The organism is Paenarthrobacter sp. NyZ202 (assembly GCF_049860755.1).
Taxonomy (GTDB): domain Bacteria; phylum Actinomycetota; class Actinomycetes; order Actinomycetales; family Micrococcaceae; genus Arthrobacter.
Genome location: NZ_CP187556.1, coordinates 2,027,240 through 2,052,438 on the forward strand (window position 1 = coordinate 2,027,240; position 25,199 = coordinate 2,052,438).

Sequence of the window (25,199 nt, forward strand, 5' to 3'; positions counted from 1 at the left end):
AGAATTTTCACCGGGATTGGTCAAGGCATTCACACGGCTGCAATTCGAAGGCGCGTGTCCTCTCCGGCTCCCGGCTCCGGAGTGTTGGGCCGGAGCCGGGATGTGTACTGCTCGTTAGGCTTGGGCCTGGCTTGCAAGAGCAGGCTCAAAGTCCGCGGGATCGGCGTTGGGCAGAACGAGGACTTTGTTGGCTTCCCCGTTGAGGAGATCGACGATGTAGCCGAGGTCGGTCAGGGGCAAACGGTGACTGACGATCCAACTGATGTCGACTTTGCCGCTGGCGAGCACTTGGACGAGGTCTTCCCAGGTGCTCCATAGGCGTCGCCCGAAGATGCCCCGAAGAGTGATGCCCTTCTTGTTGATGTATTGGGCAATGTCCAGTTCGACGACCCGGCTCGGGTGCCCGACACCGACGATGACGCCTTCGCGGCGGACGGCCTCGAACAGGGTTGGGTATGCGGCTGCGGCTCCGCTGGACTCGAATGCCACGTCCACGCCTGTCCGGTGTGCGTATTTTTCCGTGATGTATTCGGTAGCCTGGTCTCCCGGCGCAAAGACCGTGGCGCCGAGCTTCTCGGCCAGGCTGCGGCGGTAGGCGTTGGGTTCGATGGCGATGACTTCGGTGGCGCCCAGGTGAAGTGCGAACTGGACCAGCAGCAGACCGATGGGCCCGCAGCCGGATACCAAGACCGAGGAGCCTGCTACTGCCATGCCGGAGCGCTGAAGTGCGTGCCATGCCACACCTGCTGGTTCAAGTAGGGCACCGAGTTCTGTGGGCATGCCTTCCGGCAGGACAAAGCAGACGTTTTCGGGGACGGCAACGCGCTCTGCGAAGGCCCCGTCCAGGTGCATTGCCACGATCTTCATGTTCATGCAGTTGTGGCCGTCGCCGACGCGGCACATGAAGCAATTCTCGCAGGGAACGTGGGTCTCCAGCGCAACGCGGTCACCCACTTTGAGGCGGGTGACGTCGGAGCCGACTGAGATGACTGTGCCGGAGGCTTCGTGGCCTAGTACGACCGGAAGGGTGAGCTTGAAGGCTTGTGCCGACGGTGTCCAGTCGTAAATTTCGCGGTCCGTACCGCAAACCGATACGGCTGCGACTTTGAGGAGGACATCGCGCGGACCGACTCTGGGTTCAGGGTGGTTGTCAATGACTTCGGCGCCGCGTTCAGGCGAGGCTTTAACGATGGCTTTCATTCTGTGGCGCTCCTGTTAGGGCTGTGTTTGGTGCGGGTGGACTAGGCGATGAAGTTGCGGAGGTTCGCTGCGAGACGCTCGGGTTGTTCCAAAGCGAGGCTGTGCCCGCAGTCGTCCCACACGTGTTCTTGGACGTTGGTGGCTACCTTTCGCATTTGGTCGCCGACATGGTGGCCATAGAATTCACGGGCTCCGGTGGCCATGACCGGGATTTTGAGGGGCTCTATGGCGAGTTTCTGGTTGGTTGCCGCGTTTGAGAACGGTGCCCGATACGTGTCCAGCAGTGCCCGGAGCCCGCCCGGGGAGGCGATGTGGGAGACCCATTCATCGGCCAAATCGTTTGGCAGTGCGCTCGGGTCCCACATTTCGGCGCGCATCCACCAGGTCCAGAATTCCCGTTCCTTTCCGGTGATCAGCATCTCCGGCAGATCAGGAATGTAGAAGAAGGGGTTATGCCACTTCCAGGTGCCGCGGCGCTCCATGCGGGCGCTCAGATTCTTTTCTGTAAAGTGCGAGAGCTCTTCGAGTCCCATTCCGGATAGCATCATTTCCCCGAAGGACAGGTGGGTTACATGGTCGCGGTTCCGTGCCGCGATGACGTAGGCGTACTCTGCTCCGCGGTCCTCACCATGGACGGCGTACTTGTCGTAGTCGAGTTGACTCATAAGTTCGGCCAGGTCGTCGGTCATGGTGGTGGATTCATAGCCCGTAGTTGACATGGGCTTGTCGGAGTCTCCGAAACCACGAAGGTCAGGCGCGACAATAGTGAACTTGTCCGTCAGCAGGGGAATGAGCCGTTGCCAGTACGAGTGGGTTTTGGGAGTGCCGTGGATGAGCAGGAGCGGAGTCCCTTGACCAGCGGTGACGTAGTGAAGTCGCACTCCGTTGACGCGTGCCCTTCCGTGATGGACGGGTGCTCCGTTGTGGTCGTAAAGATTTACCAATGTACGTCTGCCTTCCGGGCTACTTGATTGCTGCGTTTGTACTGAATTGGCCGACAGTGTCGGTCGGCAGGTACTCGACGGGAATGGGGCTGATTTCTTCAATGGGGCGGCCGGTGGTCTTCGGGCCAACGATGCCGACGATAATCACGATGATCACCATTGCGGTTGCGACAGCCGCGAAGAAAAGCCCGGCGCCGCCGATGTTGAGCAGCGGAAGCAACACGAAAGGCATCGCACCGGCGGAGATGCGGGAGATCGAGTATGTGGACCCTGTGGCCGTGGAGCGCAGGGGAGTAGGGAAGATCTCTGCTTGGTAGACGTGGTAGGTGTTAGCGAAGATCTGACCCGTGATGGTGAAGAAGAAACCAAACAAGACGATCAGGGCCGGGAGGCTTGAGAGTCCGAAAGCGAGTCCGAAGACGGCCATGAGCCCTGAGGTGACCATCAATAGGTACTTGCGTTCGAAGCGGTCAAGCAGGAACACCGAAACGGCTGAACCGATCGGGTATCCGACGTAGGAAAGTGCGGTAAAGAGCAGCGACTGGGTAATGTCGTAACCCCGCGAGACCAGGACGATCGGAGCGAGAGTGCCGAAGCCGTAGTATCCAATGACTTCAAGTACGTGGAACACGGTCCACATGTAGTACCGGCGGCGGTAGGGCTTGCGGAAGAGGGCCGAGACGGGCATCTTGACTGTGGCGTGTGTATCCTCGTGGACCTCATCGTTTGCGACCGCGGACTTGGGGTCGATTCCAGCTTCAATCTCCATGCGTTCAACGATGGCGTTTGCTTCGCTGCCTCGGCCGACGGAGGCAAGCCAGCGTGGGGATTCAGGCAACCCCCGCCGGACGAAGAGGATAATCACAGCGCCCACGGCACCGCCTGCCAAGAGCCACCGCCAGCCTGAGAAACCAAGGGGGGCGATTGGGAGCAGCCACATGGCCAGGAAGCCCACTACGGGAACAGCAAGCAGAGCGTAGGTGTAGGCCCGGCCAGACCATTTGCCCCGCAGCTTCTTGGGCAGGAAGTCAGCCAGGTAGCTGTCTCCCACAGGGAACTCGGCTCCAACACCGACACCAGCAATAAAGCGGGTGGCAACCAGGAACCATGGGTCCGTTGCGAATGCGCCGGCCAAGGAAGCCAGCGAGTAAATTGCCAGATTCAGAATGAAGGCGTTCCGGCGGCCGATCTTGTCCGCGAGGCGACCGAGGAAGAGTGCACCGAAGAACATGCCGATGAAGGCTGAGCCGAGGAAGAAGGGCAGCAAAGCCGAGCTAAGTCCGAATTCAGCTGTGAGAGCTTTGGAGATGGTGCCGGCGAGGTAAACCTCGTACATGTCGAAGAACAAGCCGATACCAACGGCCAGAACGATCTTTCGGTGAGTCCGGGTCAAGGGAAGCCGGTTCAGGCGACTGCCAATGTCGCCGTACTTGGCGCCGGACGCGGGCGCGTTCGTATCGGTCATGATTCTCTCCATTGAGTGAGAAGCGGGAAGATTGATAAATCGAGAATACGTATTCTTAGCAGCCTTGGCAAGCCCATTTGTGAGATAGGATTCAAAAATGGTTACAAGCCGCGACGTCGCCCGAAGGGCTGGCGTTTCCCAGCCGACGGTTTCACGGGTACTTAACGGCGTAACCACCGTCGCTCCTGAGATTCGTGACCGGGTCTTGGCTGCCCTCGAAGAAACTGGCTATGTTCCCAACGCCCAGGCCAAGGCGATGCGCGCCGGGCGGTCGGGGGCCATTGGTGTCGTGACCTCCGAAATTCAGAACCCATTCCTGCCTTACTTGGTGGATGCGATTACAGGCGCCGCGCGTGAACGGGACCTCACCACGGTCGTCTGGAACGATCCCGACCCCTCCAATCCCATGGCCGTGGCCGGAGCCGCCAGCGGCATCGTCGACGGCGTACTGGTAACTGCCGCCCGCCGGGACATTCATGGAGTGATGACTATGGCTCAGCGGGGATTTCCAGTGCTGCTGTGCAATCGCGCGCCAGAGGAAGCTCCTGTCGATGTCGTCACAAGTGACCACTTTGGATCAGCCGCAGCATCAGCGACCTATTTAGTGGAGCATGGGCATCGCGATATTGCCGCAGTTTTTGGACCTCCCGATACCTTCGCCAGCCCTGCGCGACAGAAGGGTTTCCGACAGTCTCTTCTGGCACACGGCGTACATTTGCCTGACAATAGGGTGTTTAGCGGCGCCACCAGCTATGAGAGTGGTTACAGGGCCGTTCGGTCATTATTTGACGGTGGGCTCCCTGACTCAATCTTCTGCTCCTCAGACATCATCGCTTACGGGGTCCTCGACGCCCTTGCGGAAGCGGGCGTAAAAGTCCCGAACGATGTCTGGGTGTGCGGCATAGATGGCCTCCCTATGTCCGGTTGGCGGTCGTTCGACTTAACAACACACGCTCAAGACATCCCCCACATTGCGGCCCAGGCCGTAGATGCTCTCGCTGCCCGTATCGGGGGCAGCCGCACCAAGCCTGTCAGGTTGGAGCTTCCCACCACATTGGTCGTGCGTGGCTCTACAAACCACGCGAAGTAGAATTGGGCGACTCGCAGCGAGATGTACCGGCGCGCTTCGCCGTGCATGCGACCTGTGCTTTTTGGTCCGTGACAAGTCGCCATCTGCAGGTTCTCTGGACCACGAAGTGCCGGTCTGACTAAACCCTCCCTCTAGGCGGCCTCGGCGCGCATCGCCGCTGGCTGCCCTCCCGCCGGCGTGTCCGCCCCGAACTCTAGTGCTGAATGCAAAGGAGTCGGCACCGCAAGGTATGGGGCAGGTTGGTCTTCAGTAAGCGAGGAATGGCTCTTGCCAATTCTACTGGGAATACGTATTCTAGTTGCGTTCGGCCTCGCGTAAGCCGTCCAAGATAGCTCGGCACTCAGCCGGAGCGGCACAAAGACTCTTGGGAACAGGCCGATATCCATGACGGCTCGTTGACGCAAATCATGCCCGGGTCAGGTATCGGCCGATGATGGTCTGCCTTAGTCCACTGAAGGAAATCAATGAAGATAAATCGTTCGGCAAAAACTGCAGCAGCGCTTATGGCGTCCGCACTCGTGTTGACGGGCTGCACGTCAAATCAGCTTCCTGGAGCGGCAGCTGCAAAGGAAGCCTGCGCCCCTGGAGCGGAGCGCGTCAGGACCGGTGTTGAAGCTCCGCCGACCGTCAAAACAGGGAAGCAGTTGAAAATCGGCATCAGCCCGACCGCCATGGATACCTATTACAAGCGTGTTATGGCGGGTGTGCAGGAGCAGGTTGACGCGGCCGGTGGTGACAGTGCTATTCATGTGGACATCCAGGCTCCGACCTCTCAATCTGCAACCGATGACCAGGTGCGGAGCGTCGAGTCGTGGATATCCCAGGACTACGATGCAATCGCGGTGGCTCTCTACAACGAAAGCGCTCTGGAGCCGCTCTTTAAGAAGGCCGCCGAGCGGGGAATTCCGGTATTCGTCTTCAACTCTGCAATTGTCTGCAGCTCTTACATCGTCTCTGACATCGGGTACAACCAAGCCGACGGTGGAAGGGCCCAAGCGAAGTGGATCGTAGACCACTACGGGACAGAAGAAAAGGAAATCGCCGTTCTTGAAGGACTACCGGGGCCTCACTCCTCGGAGCGGCTACGTGGTCTCGAAGACGGACTGAAGGACCACCCGAACTTCAAGATTGTGGCCCGCCAGCCCGCCGGGTGGACTCGAGCAGGAGGTCTCAGCGTGACTGAGAACATTCTTCAGGCCCACCCCAATATCGACATTCTGGTGGGCTTCTACGACGAAATGGTCCTCGGCGGACGTGAGGCCATTCGTGCCGCCGGAAAGGAAGGCGAGGTGTCGATTATTGGCTACGAGAACGTTCAGGAGGCCAACGACTCAATCAAAGCCGGAAGCATATCCGCAACGGTGGACACGGGAGCCAAACTTATGGGCGCCAACATCGTCAGGGCGGCTAAGAGCTACGCATCCAATGGTGAAACAGTGCCAACCACTGTCTATAACGACGTGAAGCTCTATGACAAGGACAACATCGGACAGTTCGATCCCAAGGACTACGTCTATGTTCCCCCCGCAAGCAAATAGGGGCAACTCCAGCGACACTGCGTTCGCCTAGTAAATAACTTCTTGTGGGAAGGTACAAGTGGAAAACAAAACTTTGCTCCAGATGCGAGGCATTGACAAGCATTTTGGAGCCACGCATGCCCTCAAAGGCATAGACCTGACGCTGGAACGCGGCGAGGTCCTCGGTTTGATCGGAGAGAACGGTGCCGGCAAATCTACCATTATCAAGATCCTGTCAGGGGCTTACGGAATGGATGCTGGCGAAATCCTTATTGACGGGGTACCCGTCAATATTGGAAATCCCAGGGCATCCCAAGCGCTCGGGATTAGTACGATCTACCAGGAACTGACTCTCTTCCCGGATCTCAACGCCGTAGATAATATTCTCGCCGGCAGAGAGATTTGCAGAGACGGGACTGGCAGTTCTCTCATCAGTCCCCTGGACCGGCAGCGCATGCGCAAGGAAGCGCGCCAGATACTGACTGAAGAACTAGGCATCGATATCGATCTGACCGTGCCAGTTCGCCAGTTGTCGCTCGCGGAGAAGCAGCTGGTCGAGATTGCCCGATCACTCCACTCGCAGGCACAAATCATCATCATGGACGAGCCTACGGAGGCATTGGAGTCCCAGGAACGGGAGAGACTCTTTGCCATCACCGATCGGATGCGACTCTCCGGTCGAGCCGTAATCTACGTATCACATCTGCTCGATGAGTTGGTCAAGGTCTGCGACAAGGTGATGGTTATGCGGGACGGTGCAAACGTAGCCACTCAACCAGTGTCAGAGGTCAGCGTGGAAACCATCATCTCCAAGATGATCGGACGAGACCTAGGCCAAAAATACGCAGATAAGACGCCCCCAAGCGGCGAAGTCATCCTGCGGGCCAATAGGCTCGGAGTGAACGGCCGCTTTGACGACGTCTCTTTTGAGCTTCAAAAGGGAGAGATCCTTGGCTTCGCCGGGCTTGACGGTGCTGGGAAGCAGGATGTGGTTCGCGCAATCTACGGCGTCGTACCGTTCAATATGGGGGACATTTCAGTAGATGGGAAGTCGCTCACGGCTGGCTCAATCAGCGGAGCGAAGGCAGCCGGAGTTGGACTCATGCCAGCTGACCGCAAGACGGAGGGGCTCTTTCTGGACAAGTCCCTTGAATGGAACATCACCATTGCCGAGTCAACGAAGTCACGCAGCTCATCTCTGCGTCTGAGCGATCTCAAGGCATCCGCCGGAGCCTATATGCGGTCGATGAGTATTCGCGCCCGCAGCGTGGATCAGTCTGTTGGGGATCTATCCGGAGGCAACCAGCAGAAGGCCATGTTGGCACGATGGCTGCAAACGAAGCCGAAGGTATTGGTTCTGGAGGAACCCACCAGGGGCGTCGACATCAAGTCGAAGGCAGAAATCTACAGACAAGTCGTCGATGCTGCTGCAGCTGGAACCTCATTTATCGTCGTTTCGGCTGACAGTCCGGAACTACTTGGACTATGCCACCGCATCCTCGTTATGCACTCAGGTCGGGTTGCGGCGGAACTCGACGCCAGCACCACAGACGCCGAGACCATCGCTTACTACTCTGTACAAACCACTGGAGAACACCGATGAACACAAATTTGGCGGCCAAAGAGGACCGCTCATCCTTCCTTGCATACGCCCTTGGCACCAGCGCCGGACGAATTTTCCTGGTGTTCGCTTTGGTGGTGATTGTCTTGGGCATATCCTCGCCATCCTTCCTGACACTGGAAAACATCGTTAACCTAACCCGCCAAATGGTGTTCATCTCAATCATCGCCTTCGCGGCGTCGTTTGTGATCGGGCTTGGTGGAATCGATCTCTCGGTTGGCGCGAACGTTGCCCTGACGGGGCTGGTCATGGGAGATCTGATTCTTTACGGGGTGAACATCTACCTGGCCATCGTCATTGGCCTGGTCTTGGGTGCGTTCTACGGTCTGGTGAACGGTTTGCTGATCAACAGACTGGGCATCGCACCGTTTATCGCTACCTTGGCAACGATGATTATCGGACGCGGGATCATCCAGGTTTATAGCGGTGGTATTCCTAAGACAGGCCTGCAATATGAAGAGTTCGTATTCTGGGGTCAAGGTCTTATCCTCGGTGTTCCTGTGCCCGTTATCGTCATGGTTTTGGCTTTCATCGCCTTCTACTACTTGATGTACCGCACCAAGTTCGGCCGTTTCAGTCTTTCCATTGGCAGCAATAGGGAAGCTGCGAGGCTTGTAGGGATCCCTGTTCCGCGAATCGAGATCACTGTGTATGTCCTCACTGGACTTGCCGCCGCTGTTTCAAGTCTTCTCTTGACCTCGCGTCTTGAAGCGGCGATGCCGGAGGCCGCTACGAACTACGAACTTGACGTGATTGCGGCCGTGGTTATTGGTGGCACCAGCCTCATTGGTGGTCGAGTTTCCCTCTTGGGTACTCTCATTGGCGCCGCCCTCATGGCCGTCGTAAGGAACGGCATCAACCTGCTGAATGTCAACACATTTTGGCAGCAGGTTGTCATCGGAAGCATCATTCTGGTTGCCATAGCTTACGACGGAATCGCGGCCCGCCGTGCGCGTCAGAAGCAGGCCCCGAAAACTCAGAGCACACCGGTCCATCGTGAACTGGTAGCGAAATGATCCACCACTCACACGGTTGTGATGCGAATGGCGTTGCCTTTGAGCGAGTGCCGGACGTGGGCGATGCGCTGGCTGCAACCCTCGGAGCCGCTTTGGTCGCCACTGCCAGACCAAGGGACTTCGCGCTCCGTCAGCAGTTGATTGCTTCTGCTTCGGAAATTCTCCGTGAGGTTGATTCGCAGACGGATGCCCAAACTATCGGCCACCTCCGGCGGCTGATCCAGGTAGTCACTGATCCGGAATCATCTAATGAACGTATTCGTCGAGGATCAGTGGCGACATTTCTCAGGTTTTCCGAAAGAAGGGAAGTATTTTCATGAGCACATGGTCAGTGTGGGTACTCGAGTACGCTGTAGTCGAAGAATTTCCTACGAGTCTCTCCATTTACGGTGCTCATAATCAGGGAACACGTCGCGGACCGTTCAGCTACGTCGTTTTGAAGCAGGATAATCTGGTAGTGATGGTTGACGTAGGCTTTGGTGAGACAGCACGGCAAAAGGGGATGGCGGAGGAGTTGAATGTCAAAGGCTGGCGCGATCCTGCTACGGTTCTTTCCCAAATTGGGCTGACACCCGAACAAGTCACTCACGTTATTGTGACCCATGCGCATTATGATCATTTTGGCAACGTTTCCGCATTTCCCAATGCTACGTTCTTTCTCTCTGCCAGGGAACTCGAGTTTTGGGTCAGGGAGCTTTCGTTGCCACCGCGGTTGCGCACCTTTTCGGGACCTGTGGATCCAGCGGACCTAATCGCGGCGGTTGATCTGGCTTCCCGCGGCCGGCTCCAGCTCCTGGCGGACGCGGCTCCTGGCCTCTTCCCCGGCCTGGACGTGCTACCTGCGTGGGATACCCATACGCCTGGTTCCGTCTACGTACGGTTGGACACCGTCGAGGGACCGCTGGTTTTGGCTGGGGACAATGTTTACGTCTGGGAAAACGTTGAGGGAGTGGACGGCGACGGACGCCTTCACCCGGTGGGCCTGGTGGTTGGCAGCAATATCAAAGCCACCAAGATACTGGACGACATGCTGAAAGATGTTGATGATCAGCCCCGCCGCATTATTCCCGTACACGAGAACCGTCTTCGTGAACAATTCAGGAGCTGGGAGTCCGAAGGAGGCGCCATGGTGGTCGAAGTTGCGTTGCAGTCGGGTGAGCCGTCAAGACTCCCTCTTCCGAGCACGTAGAGCAGCGCGCCCGCAGGAGTTTTGCAATCAGCCGAAATATTGAATAAGTAGTGGCTATGAGGAAAGACGTGAGCAGAATGAAGAAAAATAGGCTTGGAACGAGCAATGTAGAAATCAGTTCGGTGGGCCTGGGGACTGTTCCACTAGCGGGCTTCAAAACCAAGGCCACTTACACAGGATTCCAGGAAGTCGTTGGTGCTGCGTTCGAGAGTGGTATACGGCACTTCGATTCCGCACCAATGTACGGCTTCGGCAAGGCCGAAGCGTACTTGGGTATGGCTATTCGTGAGCTTGGGATTCGCGCGGAAGTTACTGTCAGCACCAAGGTTGGTCGAGTGCTGAAACCATTGAGCCGCGTGCCGAGGCAGTCCTCGGTCTATGACATCGACTGGGTTGATCCTTTGCCATTCTCGGACACCTACGATTACACCTACGACGGAATTATGCGGTCTTTTGAGGACAGTCAACAGAGGCTGGGTTTGGACTTCATAGACGTTCTTCTCGTCCACGATGTAGGACGTGTTTGGCACGGCGACAAGGCGGACATCTATACGGAGCAGTTACGCGCCGGCGGTTACAAAGCACTTGATGAGCTTCGAAGCACGGGAGCGGTTTCGGCAATCGGGCTCGGCGTCAACGAAACGGACTCTGTTCTTATGGTTGCCCGTGAGTTTGACCTCGATTGTTCGTTGGTGGCTGGTCGTTACACCCTCCTCAACCACGAGCCACTGGCCTCCGCTTTCGCTGAGCTGCAGGAAAGAAAGGTCTCGGTGATTGCCGGCGGAGTTTTCAACTCAGGAATACTTGCAACGGGAACCCGCGCGGACGGCCTGACTTATGATTACCAGTCGGTGCCGGAGCCGGTTCTTGCCAAAGTACGGTCTATTGAAGCTGTCTGTGACGACTACGGCGTTTCCTTGGCGGCCGCCGCTATTGAGTTCGTTGGCATGCACCCGGCCGTAGCGTCCGTTGCCCTGGGCGCGCAAAATGTCGAGCAAGTCGAAGCCAACGTGGCGGCAGCCTCAAGTCACGCACCACAGGAGTTCTGGAACGAGCTAAAGATTCAGGGCATTATTCCTGAGTCTGCCCCGACCAGCGTCAAGTAGTGGCTGGGTCTACAAGGAGACTGCGATAGTCCACGTCTCACGCGCCCTGTTGTCTCGGCGGTAAAACTGGCGGTCCGGCAGGGACCGCTATCGCTGGACCCCAGGAGCTGGGGGTCTCTAGTGCGGCGTGAAACGTTCTTGCTTTCCGTGTGCTGGAGGCCCCCCCTTTTCGTTCGTCGGGCCATCGCTGTTTTGGTTGGCTCGAAGAGGAAAGGCCAACTCGTGTCCTTCCGAAAACCGGACGAGGAGACGGAGGCGGGTGAAGTGGTCTGTGTTCTATCTGAGGCCGGACAGGGATTCCGTGAGCGCTGCGAAGCGGTGGAGATCGGTGGAGGTGGTGCCGGCGTCGAGATGTTCCTTGAGCCGGCGCCAGGCGGCCCGGTGGGCTGATTCGTAAAGCGTTGGCAGGAGCAGTTCGCCTTGTGGTCCGGTGACCTTGACCTGTGCCGGCCACGCTGCCAACGGTTCGGGCAGCGTCACGCCGACGCCGCCGTCGTCGCTCAACAAGCTGATGTGGACGCCGGCGGGACGAGCGCTGCTGAGGACGCCCTGCAATGCCGCCGGTGCACCGTTGGCCAGCCGGGCGGACAGGGTGTACCCGTGCGCCCCGCGGTTGATGAGCCGCAGGCTCTCCAACGGCCCGGTCAAACGCACGACGGCGGCAAGATGGTCCGCGAGCAGCCCGCCGGCGTCGGTGCCTGCTTCAGCCGTAGCCACGCTGTCCAAGAGGGCGGCGCGTCCGGCCATGGCGCGGATTGCGTCCTCGGCCCCGGGGATTGCGGGGTTTGAGGCCCAGCACTGGTCAAGGACGACGACGGTTCCCTTGGCTTCAGCTGCCTTGGCGAGCTCCGCCGTAGCCTCTGCTGCAGGGTTCACCACCATGACGCCACGCGCTCCGGCCTCGATCGCTTCGATTGCTTCACGGCTCCACCCCGCCCGGCCCGCGATGACGCGCACATCCGGGGCCTCTGTGGCCGGGCCGAACGTCGCGGGCAGGGACGCCACTGCCAAGGCGACTGCCCCGGATTCCTGTGCCTCCGGCGTGGAGTGGACCGTGTACTGGGGGCTCATGGGTGGGCTCCTTCGCGGATTGCCTGCGCGGTCTGATGGTCTGCGTCCACGCGGGCCGCGGTGGCGTTGGCGATGTGCAGGGCAAACGTGAGGTCATCGATCAGGGTCTGCGCCGACGGAGCTTGTTTGGAACCGCTGGCAATGGCGGCCAGTTCGCGCCACTCGCCCTCGTAACCGTTGTGCTCAAAGGGCCCATGCACGATGGTTGTTCCTGCCCGGCTGAGCGTGGCGGTCGCGGAACCGGCTTGGACGTAGGAGGGGGTGAAATCAATGCGAAGCGCTTCGTCGTCGGAGAAGGCTTCGAAGCTCCACTCCGGGTTCCACGTGTTGTTCATGGCCCCGCGAAGTTCAATGGTCCGCGTTGGTGTGCGGAGGGAGATGACGTAGCCGAACGGCCGCACGATCCGGGCTTCCAGGACTTCCACCGCCGCGAAGTCCGGGGTAAACCGGCGCACCAGCGGGAGGTCGTGGATGGCCAACCCCATGATCCCGCCGTTGAGCATCCCCTTGATGACCTCGATGTCCGTGTAATCCCGGGTGCCGGCGGCCGGACGGGTGATGACCTCCGATGCGAAGTCCTCAAAGCGTGCATTCGGCGGAAGGACGATCGAGGACCGGATGGTGTGCGCGGTCTGCGGCAGCGAGCCCCAGTTCGCCTCCGCGGCCAACCAGCCCGGATCGAAGGTGTGCATGGCGCCGACAATGATGGGCACTCCCGTTTCCTCGCTGACGGCGGAGATCTGCGCGGCTTCTTCGGCGTTCATGGCGAACGGCTTCTCGCATAGGACGGCCTTCTTGCCTGCCCGGCATGCTGCGATGACCTGCTCTGCGTGAAACTGGTGCGGGCTGCAGATGGCCACCACTTCAACCTTGGGGTCCTCCAGGAGGGCATTGATGCTGGTGCTGTGGGCAGCGCCTACGCGTGCGGCAACGGACTCGGCCACTGCGGGGTCGACGTCCATGATGTGACGAACGGTCAGCAGATCGCCAAGGCGGGCGAGGGAGGGCAAATGGATTGCCTGTGTAACGGGGCCGGCGCCGAGGATGCCTACCCCGAGTGTCCGGGTGGCGTCTGAGTGGCTGGACAAGTTCAGTTACCTCTTCGTAAGCAGAATGAATACCGCGGAAGCCTATTTGTCACTTCACGCTTAGTACCCGAATCCAGTCGGGTGATGAGGCACGTAGGGGGCCTCGAGAAGCTTGATCTCCTCAGCGGTGAGCTCGACGTCGAGGGATTGGACGGCTTCCGTCAAGTGATGCGGTTTGGTCGCACCTACGATGGGAGCGTTTACTACTGGCTGCGCGTGCAGCCATGCCAACCCCACCTGACTTCTCGTGACGCCGCGGGCCTCGGCGATCTGTCCGACAACGTCAATCACCTGATTATCAGATTCCTCAAAATGGTTGTAGAGCTCCTTGCCGACCAGGTCGAGCTCCATGCGGGCGCTTTGAACGTTGGCAGGCCTGGCCAGGCGGCCACGAGCAAGAGGGCTCCAAGGTGTCACGCCTACGCCTTCGTCGACGCAGAGCGGGACCATCTCGCGCTCTTCCTCGCGATTGAGGAGGTTGTAGTGGTTCTGCATGGAAATGAATCGCGCCCATCCGTCGGCCCGCTGCAATCGCAGACATTTCGCGAATTGCCATGCAGCCATGGATGAGGCCCCGAGGTAAAGAATCTTGCCGGCCCTCACCAAATCGTTCAGGGATTCGAGAGTTTCTTCGAGCGGAGTCGTTTCGTCGAAGCGGTGGATGATGAACAGATCGATATAGTCGGTACCCAGACGCGACAGACTCTTCTCGACCTCCTGCATCAAGGCCTTTCGGGAGAGGCCTTGGCCGTTCGGACCCTCATGTGTGCGGTAATAGGCCTTGGTGGCGATAACTTGCTCTTCGCGGCGGCCCAGGTCCTTGAGCGCCCGTCCGACGATCTCCTCGCTTGTGCCGTCCGAGTACATGTTTGCTGTATCGAAGAAATTGATACCAAGTTCGACGGCTTGACGCAGGAAGGGTCGGCTTTCGTCTTCTGTCAGGGTCCATCCATGGGATCCACGTTGCGGCTCACCATAACTCATGCATCCCAAGGCGATCGAGGATACTTCGAGACCGGAACTGCCCAGCTTTACGTACTTCATGATTCTCTTTCTTCAAGTTTGTCATTGACGGAAGTGCAGCGCTGAGCGGCGGTGGCAGCCGCCGCGATCACGGCCAGTCTGGCACAAGCGGGAGTTGCAGGTTGAAACTGTGGGGGCGTGGTTCGCAATAATCGACCACGCCCCCGCAGTGCTAGAGAGATTCGACGCCTGCTGCCTCGGATGCTTCCGCCTCACTCCGGCTCTCGACCGGCAAACCTTTTCGGTTGAGGGAAACCATCAGCAGGCAAGACATGAGCATGAAACCGCCAACCAGGAACATGGGAACGACGTAACTGCCGGTCAGGTCTTTCAACATGCCCGTGATGTACGGGGCGACAAAGCCAGCGAGGTTTCCGATTGCACCGATCAGAGCCACGCCAGTGGCCGCTGCTGCGCCAGTCAGGAATCGGGAAGGCAGAGTCCACATCAGGGGGAAAGCTGCAAAGATGCTCGAGGCGGTGACTGTGATGACCGCAATGGTGGCCGCGGGGGAGCCAGCGAAGAGAGCCAACGGGATACTCACGGCGCCAATGGCGGCCGGAAGGGCGACATGCCAGGCTTTGACGCCGTGTTTACCGGCGTAGCGCGACCAGAGATAAAGCGCGACGGCCGCCGGAAGATAGGGAATCGCGGTCACAAGTCCGCGCTGGAGGATGTCCAACTTGCCGCCGAATTGCTGTTCGAAGCCGGCGATGATGGTTGGCAGGAAGAAAGCAAGGGTGTAGAAGCCATAAACCAGGCCGAAGTAGACCCCGCCGAGAATCCACACACGACCGTTGCGGAATGCTCCCTTGATGCTGTGGTGGGCTGCTCCGCCTTCGGAGGTGGTGTCACGTTCTTTTTCGAGGGCATTTGTCAGCCAGGTCTTTTCGTCCGCCGTCAGCCACTTGGCATCAGCAGGCTTATCGACGAGATAGAACCACGCAATGACACCCACGATGATGGCTGGCATGCCGACGCCGAAGAACATGATGCGCCAGCCTTCAAGGCCGAAGAGACCGTGCTGGTTGATGAGCCATCCCGCAAGCGGCGCACCGACGACGGTGGTCAGGGGTTGTGCGAGGTAGAAGAGCGACAAGATCTTGGCGCGGTGCCGTGCCGGGACCCAGAAGCTGAGGAAGAAGATGGCGCCAGGGAAGAAGCCGGCTTCAGCGACACCCAGGGCGAAGCGCAGAATCCACAGCTGCTCAAAGTTCTGTACCCACGTAAACAATACGGAGACCAGGCCCCAGGAAACCATGATTCGGGCGAGCCAGCGCCGGGCGCCGAACTTGTGAAGGGCGATGTTGCTAGGAACTTCCAAAAGGATGTACGCGATGAAGAAGATGCCCGAAGCGAAACCGAACTGGGCCGCCGAAAGGGCGAGATCGGTATTCATGCCGCCTGGGCCAGCGAATCCAATGGCAGTGCGGTCGAGGTAGTTGATGAAGAACATTAGTGCAACGAAGGGCACTATGCGGGTCGCGACTTTGCGAACAGCCGACCGCTCTAATGAGGCATGGCTGAGTTTGGACTTGATGGGGGCGTCCACGTTGACTCCTAGAAATTGGGATGCGGAACGGTGAAGAGGGTTGGTTGGGCCCAAGCGCGCGTGTGAACCAGTTCACCTAGTATTGGCGCACTTTTCTCATATGTCAACCGGTTGACCAATCTATGAAGTCCATTCATCTCATACCGTGGAACTGTCCCTGCACGCACAGAAAGGATGCTGCAGAGGAGTTCCCTTGCAGCACCCTTTTTGGCGGGAGCGCGATCAGGCAAAGAACTCTTTAAAGGCCTTCGCTAATACTTCAGGCTGTTCTTCCGGTACCCAATGCCCGCATTCGTCGATGATCAGTTCGTCGACTGTTTCGGCCATGAGTCGCAGTGACTTTCCCACCTCAGGTCCACGGCCCCAACCATTGGCGCCGCCGACGGCGAGTGAAGGAACGGTGATCTTGGCGCCCCGGGCTTCGTTGTCCTTAACGTCTTGCCCAACCATGCGGTAGTAGGCAAAGCCGGCCCGCAGGGCTCCGGGTGTGGTGTTTGTTCGGAGGTATTCCTCTACGGCGTCCGGGGTGATGCAGTCCGGTCGGTACCCGTAGTTGGTGAAGAACCAACCGAAGTAGTGGTGCTCGCGTCCTTCGATCAGGGCTTCGGGAAGGTCGGGGGTCTGGAGGAAGGTGTGGTGCCAGCGGCGGCCGGCCTGTCCGATGTTTGGCTGACCATCGCCCGGGATGGCGACGTCGACGACGGCCAGATGGGTGACGGCGTCCTGGTGGTCGGCGGCCAGGGCGAAGGCCACCGTACCTCCCCAGTCGTGGCCCGCGACGGCGAAGTGTTCGATTCCGACGTGTTCGGTGAGCAGCTCCCAGACGTCCGCGGCGATGGTCTTCTTGTCGTACCCGGACCAAGGCCGTGTGGTGTCGCCGAGGCCGCGCAGGTCCGGGGCGATGATGTAGTAGTCGTCCTTGAGCAGTTCGATGACTTCCCGCCAGCAGTACCAGCTTTGCGGGTATCCGTGCAGGAGGACCAGGGGTTTGCCTTGGCCAGCGGTGACGTAGTGCATCTTGAGTTCGGAAAGCTGTGCGTAATGGTGTTCGACGTTTGTCATGGCCGATTCTCCTCTGAACCGATGGTGATGATGGGCTAGTTGGTGACCGGGGCTGAAGTGTCAGGGGCCTCTATCCGGGCGCCGTGATTACGGCGGATTCGGACGACGACAGCGGCCAGGACCGCCGATGCCAGAAGGACGTAGCCGAGGGTGTAGAAGCCTTGGGATACGGCGCCACCGCCCGTGAGCACGCCCACGAGCACGGGGCCGATGATGCCGCCGAAGTTACCAACCGACAGGATGAAGCTGGAGGCGTAGCCAGTCTGGTTCCGCGGCACGCCTTCCAGAGCCCAGGGCCACCAGGGTCCGAAGGCGGAGTGCAAACCAATGCAGGCTACGCTCAGGAAGACGATGTCAAGAAAGAGGTTGCCCGGGATGAAGTGCTGGGCAAGGAGTGCTACGCCGCTGATGACGATGGGGATGGCCACGAAGGGGGTTCGGCGTCCGTCATGCTTGTCTGATTGCTGGGATGCCACGTACATGCCGACGGCGGCGAAAACGAACGGGATGGTCGTCAGCCAGCCAACGGCTTGGATGCCCTGCTTTGATGCCTCGGTCAGAATCGTTGGCAGCCACTGGTTGAAGCCGTACAGGCCGGTCAGCCAGAGGAGGTAGGTGATGCTGATCAACCAGATGCGGGGATTAAGGTAGACATCTTTCCACGCGCCGCCTTGTTCCTTTTCGCCGGAGGCGCGGTTTTCGAGAATGAAGTCCCGTTCCTCCGGGGAGAGGCGGTTGTCCTTGGTGGGGTCGTCCTTGATGAGGAAGAGGACGACGAATGCGATAACTACAGGCGGTAGGCCCTGGACGATGAACATCATGCGATAGTCCCAGTTGCCGATCAGCCAGCCACCGAGGGGTGCCATGATGATTGCGGAGATGGGAATGGCCAGAAGGGATAGCCCAGAGGCGCGGCCGCGTTCCCAAGACGGGAACCACTTGACCAAGAAGATGGTGATGGCCGGGAAGACCAGGCCTTCGCCGAGGCCCAGGATGACGCGGACGATGATCAGTTGGGTGAAGTCGTGCGTCATGCCCGTGGCCGCGGACGCCAGGCCGAAGACGATCAGTGCCGCGACCATGGATCGTTTGGCGCCCAACTTTGTAACGACGAAGCCGGCGAAGGCGAGGCTGACGACGTAGCCCCAGAAGAACGCCGAGAGCAGAACGCCCATTTGTGAGGCGTCGAGACCGAGCTCTTTGGACATCGCGGGTGCGGCGATGGACATGTTGGTACGGTCGATGTACGCCACAAGGTAGGAAATCAGCAGCAGACCGCCAACGCGCCACCAGCGGGCGTTGGGAATATGTGTTGAGCGTCGGCTGGGTGCCGAGTGACTGGTACTAGACATCTTCGTCCTCTTTCTAAATAGATGTTGGCGGCCTTTGGCTCGGCTGTCGAGGGGCCGGGGCGCTGAGCCTTGGGCTCAGGCGTCCGGCTCGGTTTCAAAGGCGCGGATCACGGCTGAGTCGTCGACGCGGCCGAGACCGGCGTCCGAAACAACCCTGAATTTGGCGTTTGATTCCTCGAGTAGGGGAACGTGGGCGCCGACACGGGCAGCGGCCTCTTTGACCAGGGTTGAGTCCTTGACAAAGATGTCGACTGCGCTCAGGACAGGCGGTTCGTCGGTTGCGAGCATCCGGGGACCGCGGTCGTTGAGCATGAAGGAGGCCGCAGCCCCGGCGCCGACGGTTTGGAGGACGGCTTCAGGATCGAGGCCGAGCTTCTTGGCGAAGTTGAGGGCTTCTCCTGCAACCGCCAGGTGGACCGAGCAGAGGAGTTGGTTGACGAGCTTGACGGCCTGGCCGTCGCCGACTTTGTCCCCACTTCGGGAGAGGTTGGTCCCAAGGTGCTCCAACACGGGCGTGACCTTCTCGATGTCATCCTCCGCCCCCGAAATGAGGATGGTGAGTTCACCGGTCACGGCCCGGACCACGCCTCCGGTGACTGGGGCGTCGACAACCTTCACATGCTGGGTCTTGAGCTTCTCGGCAACGGTGGCGACGGATTCGATACCGACGGAACTCATGACGATGGCGGTCGCGCCGATCTTGAATCCCTCGGCAGCACCGTCGGGTCCGAAAACTGCCTGCTCCAGCTGGGCTGGGGTCGCAACCATGAGGATGACGATGTCGGACGCTGCCGCGGCCTTGGCTGCTGTTTCGGCTGCTGTGGCTCCGAGCTGGACGAGTTCGGCGACGCGTTCCTTGGCCAGATCGAAGACCGTGACGTTGCAGTGGGGGATCAGGCGCCTGGCCATGGGTAGACCGATGGCGCCTACGCCGATGAATGAGACGTTCATTTGCCTGCCTCTGGACTTGGGACAGCGTTGCGCTGTTCGACGGACATGATCTTTCGGATCTTCTCCTCGGAAGGGCCGCCGGTGAATTCGCTGCGAAGCCAGGCATCGGCGATTGATTTGGCCAGCTCCGGTCCTACGACGCGGGCACCGATGGAGATGATGTGGGCATCGTTGCTTTTGCTGGCCCGTTCAGCTGAGTAGTGGTCGTGTACCTGCGCGGCCCGGATACCGGGGATCTTGTTGGCGGTGATGGCCATGCCAATGCCTGTTCCGCAGAGCAGGATGCCGCGGTCCGCTTCACCGTGGGTGATGGCCAGGGCGACCTTTTCGGCGATGTCCGGGTAGTCAACCGGGTCCGTACCGTGGATGCCGAAGTCAAGAATTTCGGCGGTGGAACCGTATTCCTGCTGCAGGTGTTCTTTGATTTTCTCCTTGAGCTCGAAGGCCGCTTCATCGGCTCCGAGTGCAATGCGTTTCTTGGTGGTCATGATCTTTCCCCGTTGGTTCAGTTCAGCGTTAGGATTGGCTGGCCGACCGGGGCGCCGGCCGCGGCGGCCAGGCTTTCGAGTGCCAGGGTGATGGAGGTCGCGCCGGGGTCCTGATGTCCCAAGGTGCGCTCGCCGAGGCGGCTGGCGCGGCCGATGCGTGCGACGAGGTCCTTAGTGCGCTCAGCGCCGGCGGCAGCGGCTTCGGCTGCTGCCCTCAGAACGCTTGCCGAGGTTGCCCCGACTTCTTTGGCGGCTGTTGCCGCTGCCTGTGCTGCCGGGACGATGGCGTCGACCATGGTTTTGTCGCCCACTTCGGCTTTTCCGCGCTTCTGGATGGCGGCGGCTGCCGCGGTGATGGCTGCTGCGGTGCGTTCGGGGCTGCTGGCTTCGGCTGCCGTGCTTCGCAGGGCTTTGGCCGAGGAAAGGAAAGCGGAGCCGAACAGCGGTCCCATAGCGCCGCCCACGGCGTTCAGTACGGTGTTGCCAACGAGTTCAAGGAGGTCTGCTTGGTCGGTGGAGTCGGTGGCAGTGAGTTCCCTTTCGACGGCGGCGAAGCTGCGGGCCATCGACATTCCGTGGTCACCATCGCCGAGAGCTGCATCGAGGTCGCTGAGCTGGTCGCGTGCGGTCTGGATCTGCCGGCTGGTGTGGAGGAGGGCTTCTTTGAGGTCCCAGGACATGATGAACTCCTATGCTATTGCTGCGGTTTGGGTGAAGTGAGGTGTGGATGCGGGCTCCTGGAGGAGACCGCTGGTGCGGTCGTCGAGGCGCATTAGGGTGACGGAGAATCCATGCATCCCAAGGGCTGTGAAGTATTCGCCGACGAAGTTGACTTCGAGGGTGACGCCGCGTTCTTTCAAGAGCAGGGCGACCTTGCGGTAGATGACGTAGAGCTCCAGCATCGGGGTGCCGCCGAGTCCGTTGATCACAACTGCGGCCCGGTCGCCGTTGGAGAGCTGGAGTTCGTCGTTAATCTCGTTGACGAGTCGTTCGACGATCTCGTCCGCTGGCACGAGTGGTTCCGTGGAGCGGCCGCGTTCGCCGTGGTGGCCGACTCCGACTTCCATTTGCCCTTCCTCAAGGGTGAAGGTGGGCTTGGTGTTTCCCGGGAGGGTGCAGCCGTCGAGGGAGACGCCCATGGTGCGGGTGGCGGCGTTGACCTGTTCGGCCAGTTCCCGCAGTTCAGCCGCCGAGGCGCCCTGCCGGGCCGCTGCTCCTATGGTCTTCCAGATCAAGAACTGTCCGCTGACGCCTCGACGCTGGTCGGGTCGGACGTTAGTGCCGGCTCCGAGGTCGTCGGTGGCCACGGCCATCTCGACTTCGATTCCTTCGTCCCTCGCCATGTCGGCGGCCATTTCGAAGTTCATGACATCGCCGGAGTAGTTGCCCAACAGCAGGAGCACGCCCTTGCCCTGGTTTGCTTCCCTGATGGCTTCCAGGACGCTGCCTACTGGTGGGGAGGCGAACACGTCACCGCACACCACGGCGTCCAACATGCCTTCGCCGATATAGCCGATGAATGCGGGCTTGTGACCGGAGCCCCCGCCCGTTACAACGGCCACGCGGCCCTCGTCCGGAGTCGAACGGGTGACGACGCGGCTGTCGGCTTTGCGTGTCAGTTCCGGGTGAGCAAGAAGAAAGCCTTCGAGCATCTCGGTGACGGCGTCGTCTGGGTTGTTGAGGAATCTGCTCATTTCATTGCCTTTGCATGGGTCGTGAAAACGTGGTTCAAGCGAAGAAGGGCGTCTGCAACTTCTTCGTCCTTGCTGCTGAACGGGCTGTCGTGGGTCTCCAGCTCAAGCACGTACCGGCCGGTCCAACCGGCTTGGCGTGATGCGTCATGGAATGCGGGGAAGTCAATCTGGCCGGATCCGAGGACCTTGCGGATATTGCCGGTTTCGGCATCGCGCAGGTGGATATGGACTACTTGGGGGGCGAACTCTGCGTACGACCTGGCCGGATCCTCCCCGGCCGCGCGGACATGCGATATGTCGTAGACGAGTCCTACGGCAGGCTCCAGCAGTGCCAGGAGCTGCCGGACGCGGGGGAGCGTGTTGATCAGGCGGTAGTGGTGCGGGGCTTCAACGGCGATCTTCACTCCGTAACGAGCGCCGACGGCGGCGGCCGCATTCAGGCCTGTGGCCACGGCTTCCAACTGCTGCTCATACGAAACGTCAGTTCGTTCAGCAGCGCCGGAGGGCAACAGCAGCAAAGGCGATCCGACCTCCGCGCAGAACATCGTCAGCGCCTCGATGCGTTCAAGAATTTCCAGCTGTGGGGTGCCGTCGTTGAAGGAACCGGGGTCGGCGTTGACGCTCAGGACATTCAAGCCGGACTCGGTGACGATGCGGCTGGCTTCCCGCATTTCCTCGGCAGTGCCAAAGAGCGGGACATGCTCGCAAAGGCCTTTCAGGGCGCCCAGATCGATGGCGTCAAAGCCTTGGATCCGGATCCGCTGAAGAGCGTCTGCCAGAACCGAGTTCCGGAAGCAGATGGTGGAGCAGGCAAGTTCAACCGCTCCCGGGTTTTCCACTGCAGTATTCAAGTCTTCGGCTCACTTCCTTGTGGTGTAGTGCTGGCTGTGGGGGCAGGTCCGCTCATTCCGGGCTCTCCAAGTCGTCTCCAGGACTTTCGGCGCCCCACGGCGTCAGCGTCGAGAGCTCGAGGGGATCTGTTGCACAAGTCACACGGTAGTTTGTAGGACAAATTTTTGTCAAACAAAATAAGCAAACTTTGTGTATGACAAATATTTGTCCTACAAACTATTGACGACAAGTGATCGCGGTCACTACTGTCAGGTGAGCAGCACTCAGTGCGGACAACGACGACGCCCCATGAGGAGCACCACCGTGAAACTAAGCAGCATTCATCCGGCCAGAACCGCCAGGACGCCGGAACCGGTTCGACCAGCCAGCGCTTCCTCTTCGGAACGGCTTGTCGAAGTGAGCGGGTTGAAAAAGACCTATGGCGCAGTGAAGGCGCTCCGTGGCGTGGAGTTCGAGTTGGCCCCGGGGGAAGTACATGCCCTGCTCGGGGAAAACGGCGCGGGCAAGTCCACCCTCATCAAGATCCTGGCTGGTGTTGAAACAGCCGATTCCGGCCTCATGAAACTCTTCGGTCAGGAACAATCCTTTCGCTCACCAGCCGAGTCTCGGGCTGCCGGGCTGGCAGTGGTCTATCAGGAACTAAGCCTCGTACCATCCCTTACCGTGGCGGCAAACCTGTTTCTCGGACGCGAACCACGCACCGCCTTCGGAGCCGTGAAGCAGTCAGAAATCATGGACCGGACCAACGCCTTCCTCGCCGAGTACGGATTCCCCCTGGATCCCAAAGCCGTCGTGGGAGACCTGCCCTTCGCTTACCGGCAGATGACCGAGATCGCCAAGGCCCTGTTGAGCAACGTGCGCGTTCTCGTCCTGGATGAGCCCACGTCGGCACTGAGCGAAGGCGAAGAAGAAGTCCTGTTTGATGCGATCCGCAAAGTGACCGCCCGCGGCGTCGGCGTCGTCTACGTCACCCACCGCCTGGGCGAAGTCTTCAAACTCTCCCAATGCGTCACGGTCTTCAGAGACGGTCTCCGGGTCGGGACATACCCCACAGCGGAAATGGACATGAAGTCTCTCGTCAGCGCCATCGTCGGTCCCCGGACCATGGCGGCGGAACTGACCCAGGCCGTCGAGGGCCGGCCGCAGGCTCAGCAGGCAGAACACCTCTCAGCACGACCCACACCGGTACTGCAGATGACCTCAGTCGGGGACCAGCGGCTGCGGGACGTGAACCTTGAAGTGCGAAGCGGCGAAATCATGGGACTGGCCGGCGTCATCGGTAGCGGCCGGACCGAAATCCTGGAAACCATCTTTGGTTTGCGGAAAATTCGTTCCGGAACCCTGCAGCTTGACGGTAAACCGTATAAGCCGGCCAATCCGATTGATGCGATCCGCTCCGGAGTCGGCCTCGTTCCGGAAGACCGCCACGAACAGGGCTTGGTCTTGGGGGACTCGATCGAACGAAACGTCGCGTTGCCTCGACTCAAGCCCCTGACGCGCTGGGGTTTCTTCAACCACAAAGGCGCTGCCGAGCGCTCGTACGCGGCGATGAAGGAACTCTCCATCAAGGCGCAGAACCGTAAAACGGTGGTCGGGACACTCTCCGGCGGCAACCAACAGAAGGTCGTCTTCGGCAAGTGGCGCGACCCGCGCTGTGAACTGCTCCTACTGGACGAACCAACCGTCGGCGTCGACGTAGGGGCACGGGAAGAGATCTATAGCGTGATTCGGCAAGCCGCGGCGGCCGGAACGGGCGTCCTGGTGGTCTCATCGGACCTGTCCGAGCTGTTGCTCCTGTGCCAGAGGATCACCATTGTCCGGGACGGACGCACGATCCGCACCATCAACCGTGACGAGGTGGATTCCGAAGAGTCCCTGCATCACCTCGTCCACACCTCAAGCCCCACTTCGCCAGGAGCCCCATCATGAGCCAGACCCTAGACGCTGCACCAAAGGCGGCCAGCAAGACACCGAGCACCGCAACCCTGAAGAACCTCATACGAGGCGACCGGCCCTACATCCTCTACGCGGCATTCGCCGTGCTCATCGTCGCGTTCAGCCTGGCTTCCCCGGTGTTCTTCTCTTCGTCGAACTTCCTCAACATCGGCCGGCAGACCGCGCTGGTCACGATCATCGCCGTGGGCATGACGTTCGTGATTATTGCCGGCGAAATCGACCTCTCCGTCGCGTCAACGCTCGCATTGTCGGGCATGAGCGCAGCCATGGCCATCCAAGGCTCGGGCGGGAACTGGGCACTGGGAGCCGCGGCCGGCCTTGCGACGGGAGCCCTGGTTGGGCTGATCAATGGGCTGCTAACCACTTGGCTGACCATACCCTCGTTCCTGGTCACCCTCGGCATGCTGGGCATCGCCCGAGGGGTGGCGCTGATGCTGACCGGGACCACACCGGTCGTGGTCAACACGGTGACCTTCTGGGACACCTTCGGCGAGGGAGCCATCCTCGGCATCCCCGCGCCGATCTTCATCACGATCCTCGTTCTCGGCGTCGGCGCTTACCTCCTGCACTTCTCAACCTTCGGACGCAAGGTTTTCGCAACCGGCGGCAACGCAACGGCAGCCCGGTACTCCGGCATCAACACACGGCGTACCAAGACGCTTGCCTTCGTCATCACCGGGGCTCTGGCCGGGCTGGCAGGTCTCATCCTCACTGCCCGCGCTCACGCCGCCCGGCCCGACATCGCGGCCGGTCTTGAACTCGACGTCATCGCGGCCGTCATTCTGGGAGGCACCAGCTTGTTCGGTGGCCGCGGCGCCATCCTCGGGACCCTGCTGGGCAGCCTGATGATCGGCGTACTCAACAACGGCCTGACGCTCATGGGCGTCAGTTCGCAGGCACAGCTCGTCGTCAAGGGCGCGATCATCATCGCTGCCGTTGCCTTCAGTCGCCGCAAGTAGCAC

General features: G+C 60.0%; 22 protein-coding genes. 8 read left to right on the forward strand and 14 right to left on the reverse strand.

The window, feature by feature from the left end; all coding sequences use genetic code 11:
• Positions 1–114: 114 nt before the first annotated feature.
• The 3 genes from ACPFL9_RS09360 to ACPFL9_RS09370 are packed head-to-tail and all read right to left on the reverse strand — an operon-like array spanning position 115 to position 3,609.
• Positions 115–1,200: an alcohol dehydrogenase catalytic domain-containing protein gene (locus ACPFL9_RS09360; RefSeq protein WP_426007242.1), complete on the reverse strand. Its 1,086-nt coding sequence runs from the start codon at positions 1,198–1,200 to the stop codon at positions 115–117.
• Positions 1,201–1,241: 41 nt separating this feature from the next.
• The gene (locus ACPFL9_RS09365; RefSeq protein ID WP_426007243.1) at positions 1,242–2,144 is read right to left on the reverse strand and encodes an alpha/beta fold hydrolase; all 903 of its coding nucleotides are present in this window, start codon (positions 2,142–2,144) and stop codon (positions 1,242–1,244) included.
• Positions 2,145–2,163: 19 nt separating this feature from the next.
• Entirely contained in the window at positions 2,164–3,609 is a 1,446-nt protein-coding gene (locus ACPFL9_RS09370; protein WP_426007244.1) for an MFS transporter, read from the reverse strand.
• Positions 3,610–3,706: 97 nt separating this feature from the next.
• Here ACPFL9_RS09370 and ACPFL9_RS09375 point away from each other — a divergent pair, with 97 nt between their 5' ends.
• The 6 genes from ACPFL9_RS09375 (at position 3,707) to ACPFL9_RS09400 (ending at position 11,148) form a co-directional block, all read left to right on the forward strand.
• Positions 3,707–4,699 (forward strand): LacI family DNA-binding transcriptional regulator, encoded by a 993-nt coding sequence (locus tag ACPFL9_RS09375; RefSeq protein ID WP_426007245.1) that lies wholly within the window; start codon positions 3,707–3,709, stop codon positions 4,697–4,699.
• 464 nt (positions 4,700–5,163) lie between these two features.
• Complete coding sequence (locus tag ACPFL9_RS09380) at positions 5,164–6,237, forward strand: sugar ABC transporter substrate-binding protein (RefSeq protein ID WP_426007246.1); 1,074 nt, start codon at positions 5,164–5,166, stop codon at positions 6,235–6,237.
• 58 nt (positions 6,238–6,295) lie between these two features.
• Positions 6,296–7,819, forward strand: a complete 1,524-nt coding sequence (locus ACPFL9_RS09385) for a sugar ABC transporter ATP-binding protein (RefSeq protein ID WP_426007247.1) — start codon at positions 6,296–6,298, stop codon at positions 7,817–7,819.
• Positions 7,816–8,853 carry an ABC transporter permease gene (locus ACPFL9_RS09390; protein ID WP_426007249.1) on the forward strand — a complete coding sequence of 346 codons (1,038 nt, stop codon included), beginning with the start codon at positions 7,816–7,818 and terminating at the stop codon, positions 8,851–8,853. The genes ACPFL9_RS09385 and ACPFL9_RS09390 overlap by 4 nt, the downstream gene beginning before the upstream one ends.
• Before the next feature lie 316 nt (positions 8,854–9,169).
• Positions 9,170–10,042 carry an N-acyl homoserine lactonase family protein gene (locus ACPFL9_RS09395; RefSeq protein WP_426007251.1) on the forward strand — a complete coding sequence of 291 codons (873 nt, stop codon included), beginning with the start codon at positions 9,170–9,172 and terminating at the stop codon, positions 10,040–10,042.
• 77 nt (positions 10,043–10,119) lie between these two features.
• Positions 10,120–11,148: an aldo/keto reductase gene (locus ACPFL9_RS09400; protein WP_426007522.1), complete on the forward strand. Its 1,029-nt coding sequence runs from the start codon at positions 10,120–10,122 to the stop codon at positions 11,146–11,148.
• 276 nt (positions 11,149–11,424) lie between these two features.
• Here ACPFL9_RS09400 and ACPFL9_RS09405 read toward each other — a convergent pair whose 3' ends face one another.
• The 11 genes from ACPFL9_RS09405 to ACPFL9_RS09455 form a co-directional block, all read right to left on the reverse strand.
• A complete protein-coding gene (locus tag ACPFL9_RS09405) occupies positions 11,425–12,219 on the reverse strand; it encodes a hypothetical protein (protein WP_426007252.1) in 795 nt (264 codons plus the stop codon).
• Positions 12,216–13,307, reverse strand: coding sequence for a Gfo/Idh/MocA family protein (locus ACPFL9_RS09410; protein WP_426007253.1), 1,092 nt, complete (start codon positions 13,305–13,307; stop codon positions 12,216–12,218). Before ACPFL9_RS09410 ends, ACPFL9_RS09405 begins: the two co-directional genes overlap by 4 nt.
• 60 nt (positions 13,308–13,367) lie before the next feature.
• Positions 13,368–14,351 (reverse strand): aldo/keto reductase, encoded by a 984-nt coding sequence (locus tag ACPFL9_RS09415; protein WP_426007254.1) that lies wholly within the window; start codon positions 14,349–14,351, stop codon positions 13,368–13,370.
• A gap of 151 nt (positions 14,352–14,502) precedes the next feature.
• Positions 14,503–15,882: an MFS transporter gene (locus ACPFL9_RS09420; protein ID WP_426007255.1), complete on the reverse strand. Its 1,380-nt coding sequence runs from the start codon at positions 15,880–15,882 to the stop codon at positions 14,503–14,505.
• 222 nt (positions 15,883–16,104) lie between these two features.
• On the reverse strand, positions 16,105–16,944 hold the full coding sequence (locus tag ACPFL9_RS09425) for an alpha/beta fold hydrolase (RefSeq protein WP_426007256.1): 840 nt from the start codon (positions 16,942–16,944) through the stop codon (positions 16,105–16,107).
• A 35-nt stretch (positions 16,945–16,979) separates the two neighbouring features.
• Positions 16,980–18,296 carry an MFS transporter gene (locus ACPFL9_RS09430; RefSeq protein WP_426007257.1) on the reverse strand — a complete coding sequence of 439 codons (1,317 nt, stop codon included), beginning with the start codon at positions 18,294–18,296 and terminating at the stop codon, positions 16,980–16,982.
• A 75-nt stretch (positions 18,297–18,371) separates the two neighbouring features.
• A complete protein-coding gene (locus ACPFL9_RS09435) occupies positions 18,372–19,247 on the reverse strand; it encodes an NAD(P)-dependent oxidoreductase (RefSeq protein ID WP_426007258.1) in 876 nt (291 codons plus the stop codon).
• Positions 19,244–19,735 carry a ribose 5-phosphate isomerase B gene (gene rpiB / locus ACPFL9_RS09440; RefSeq protein WP_426007259.1) on the reverse strand — a complete coding sequence of 164 codons (492 nt, stop codon included), beginning with the start codon at positions 19,733–19,735 and terminating at the stop codon, positions 19,244–19,246. Before rpiB ends, ACPFL9_RS09435 begins: the two co-directional genes overlap by 4 nt.
• Positions 19,736–19,752: 17 nt before the next feature.
• On the reverse strand, positions 19,753–20,415 hold the full coding sequence (dhaL, locus tag ACPFL9_RS09445) for a dihydroxyacetone kinase subunit DhaL (protein ID WP_426007261.1): 663 nt from the start codon (positions 20,413–20,415) through the stop codon (positions 19,753–19,755).
• Between the two features lie 9 nt (positions 20,416–20,424).
• The gene (locus ACPFL9_RS09450; protein WP_426007262.1) at positions 20,425–21,429 is read right to left on the reverse strand and encodes a dihydroxyacetone kinase subunit DhaK; all 1,005 of its coding nucleotides are present in this window, start codon (positions 21,427–21,429) and stop codon (positions 20,425–20,427) included.
• Positions 21,426–22,280, reverse strand: a complete 855-nt coding sequence (locus tag ACPFL9_RS09455; protein ID WP_426007263.1) for a sugar phosphate isomerase/epimerase family protein — start codon at positions 22,278–22,280, stop codon at positions 21,426–21,428. The genes ACPFL9_RS09450 and ACPFL9_RS09455 overlap by 4 nt, the downstream gene beginning before the upstream one ends.
• Positions 22,281–22,677: 397 nt before the next feature.
• Here ACPFL9_RS09455 and ACPFL9_RS09460 point away from each other — a divergent pair, with 397 nt between their 5' ends.
• Entirely contained in the window at positions 22,678–24,210 is a 1,533-nt protein-coding gene (locus tag ACPFL9_RS09460) for a sugar ABC transporter ATP-binding protein (RefSeq protein WP_426007265.1), read from the forward strand.
• Positions 24,207–25,196, forward strand: coding sequence for an ABC transporter permease (locus ACPFL9_RS09465; RefSeq protein ID WP_426007266.1), 990 nt, complete (start codon positions 24,207–24,209; stop codon positions 25,194–25,196). Before ACPFL9_RS09460 ends, ACPFL9_RS09465 begins: the two co-directional genes overlap by 4 nt.
• Positions 25,197–25,199: the final 3 nt, after the last annotated feature.

Coding starts and splice junctions, on each gene's coding strand:
- ACPFL9_RS09360 (WP_426007242.1), bottom strand. CDS start 1,200: ATGAAAGCCATCGTTAAAGCCTCGCCTGAACGCGGCGCCGAAGTCATT.
- ACPFL9_RS09370 (WP_426007244.1), bottom strand. CDS start 3,609: ATGACCGATACGAACGCGCCCGCGTCCGGCGCCAAGTACGGCGACATT.
- ACPFL9_RS09375 (WP_426007245.1), top strand. CDS start 3,707: ATGGTTACAAGCCGCGACGTCGCCCGAAGGGCTGGCGTTTCCCAGCCG.
- ACPFL9_RS09380 (WP_426007246.1), top strand. CDS start 5,164: ATGAAGATAAATCGTTCGGCAAAAACTGCAGCAGCGCTTATGGCGTCC.
- ACPFL9_RS09390 (WP_426007249.1), top strand. CDS start 7,816: ATGAACACAAATTTGGCGGCCAAAGAGGACCGCTCATCCTTCCTTGCA.
- ACPFL9_RS09395 (WP_426007251.1), top strand. CDS start 9,170: ATGAGCACATGGTCAGTGTGGGTACTCGAGTACGCTGTAGTCGAAGAA.
- ACPFL9_RS09400 (WP_426007522.1), top strand. CDS start 10,120: ATGAAGAAAAATAGGCTTGGAACGAGCAATGTAGAAATCAGTTCGGTG.
- ACPFL9_RS09405 (WP_426007252.1), bottom strand. CDS start 12,219: ATGAGCCCCCAGTACACGGTCCACTCCACGCCGGAGGCACAGGAATCC.
- ACPFL9_RS09415 (WP_426007254.1), bottom strand. CDS start 14,351: ATGAAGTACGTAAAGCTGGGCAGTTCCGGTCTCGAAGTATCCTCGATC.
- ACPFL9_RS09425 (WP_426007256.1), bottom strand. CDS start 16,944: ATGACAAACGTCGAACACCATTACGCACAGCTTTCCGAACTCAAGATG.
- ACPFL9_RS09430 (WP_426007257.1), bottom strand. CDS start 18,296: ATGTCTAGTACCAGTCACTCGGCACCCAGCCGACGCTCAACACATATT.
- ACPFL9_RS09435 (WP_426007258.1), bottom strand. CDS start 19,247: ATGAACGTCTCATTCATCGGCGTAGGCGCCATCGGTCTACCCATGGCC.
- rpiB (WP_426007259.1), bottom strand. CDS start 19,735: ATGACCACCAAGAAACGCATTGCACTCGGAGCCGATGAAGCGGCCTTC.
- dhaL (WP_426007261.1), bottom strand. CDS start 20,415: ATGTCCTGGGACCTCAAAGAAGCCCTCCTCCACACCAGCCGGCAGATC.
- ACPFL9_RS09450 (WP_426007262.1), bottom strand. CDS start 21,429: ATGAGCAGATTCCTCAACAACCCAGACGACGCCGTCACCGAGATGCTC.
- ACPFL9_RS09465 (WP_426007266.1), top strand. CDS start 24,207: ATGAGCCAGACCCTAGACGCTGCACCAAAGGCGGCCAGCAAGACACCG.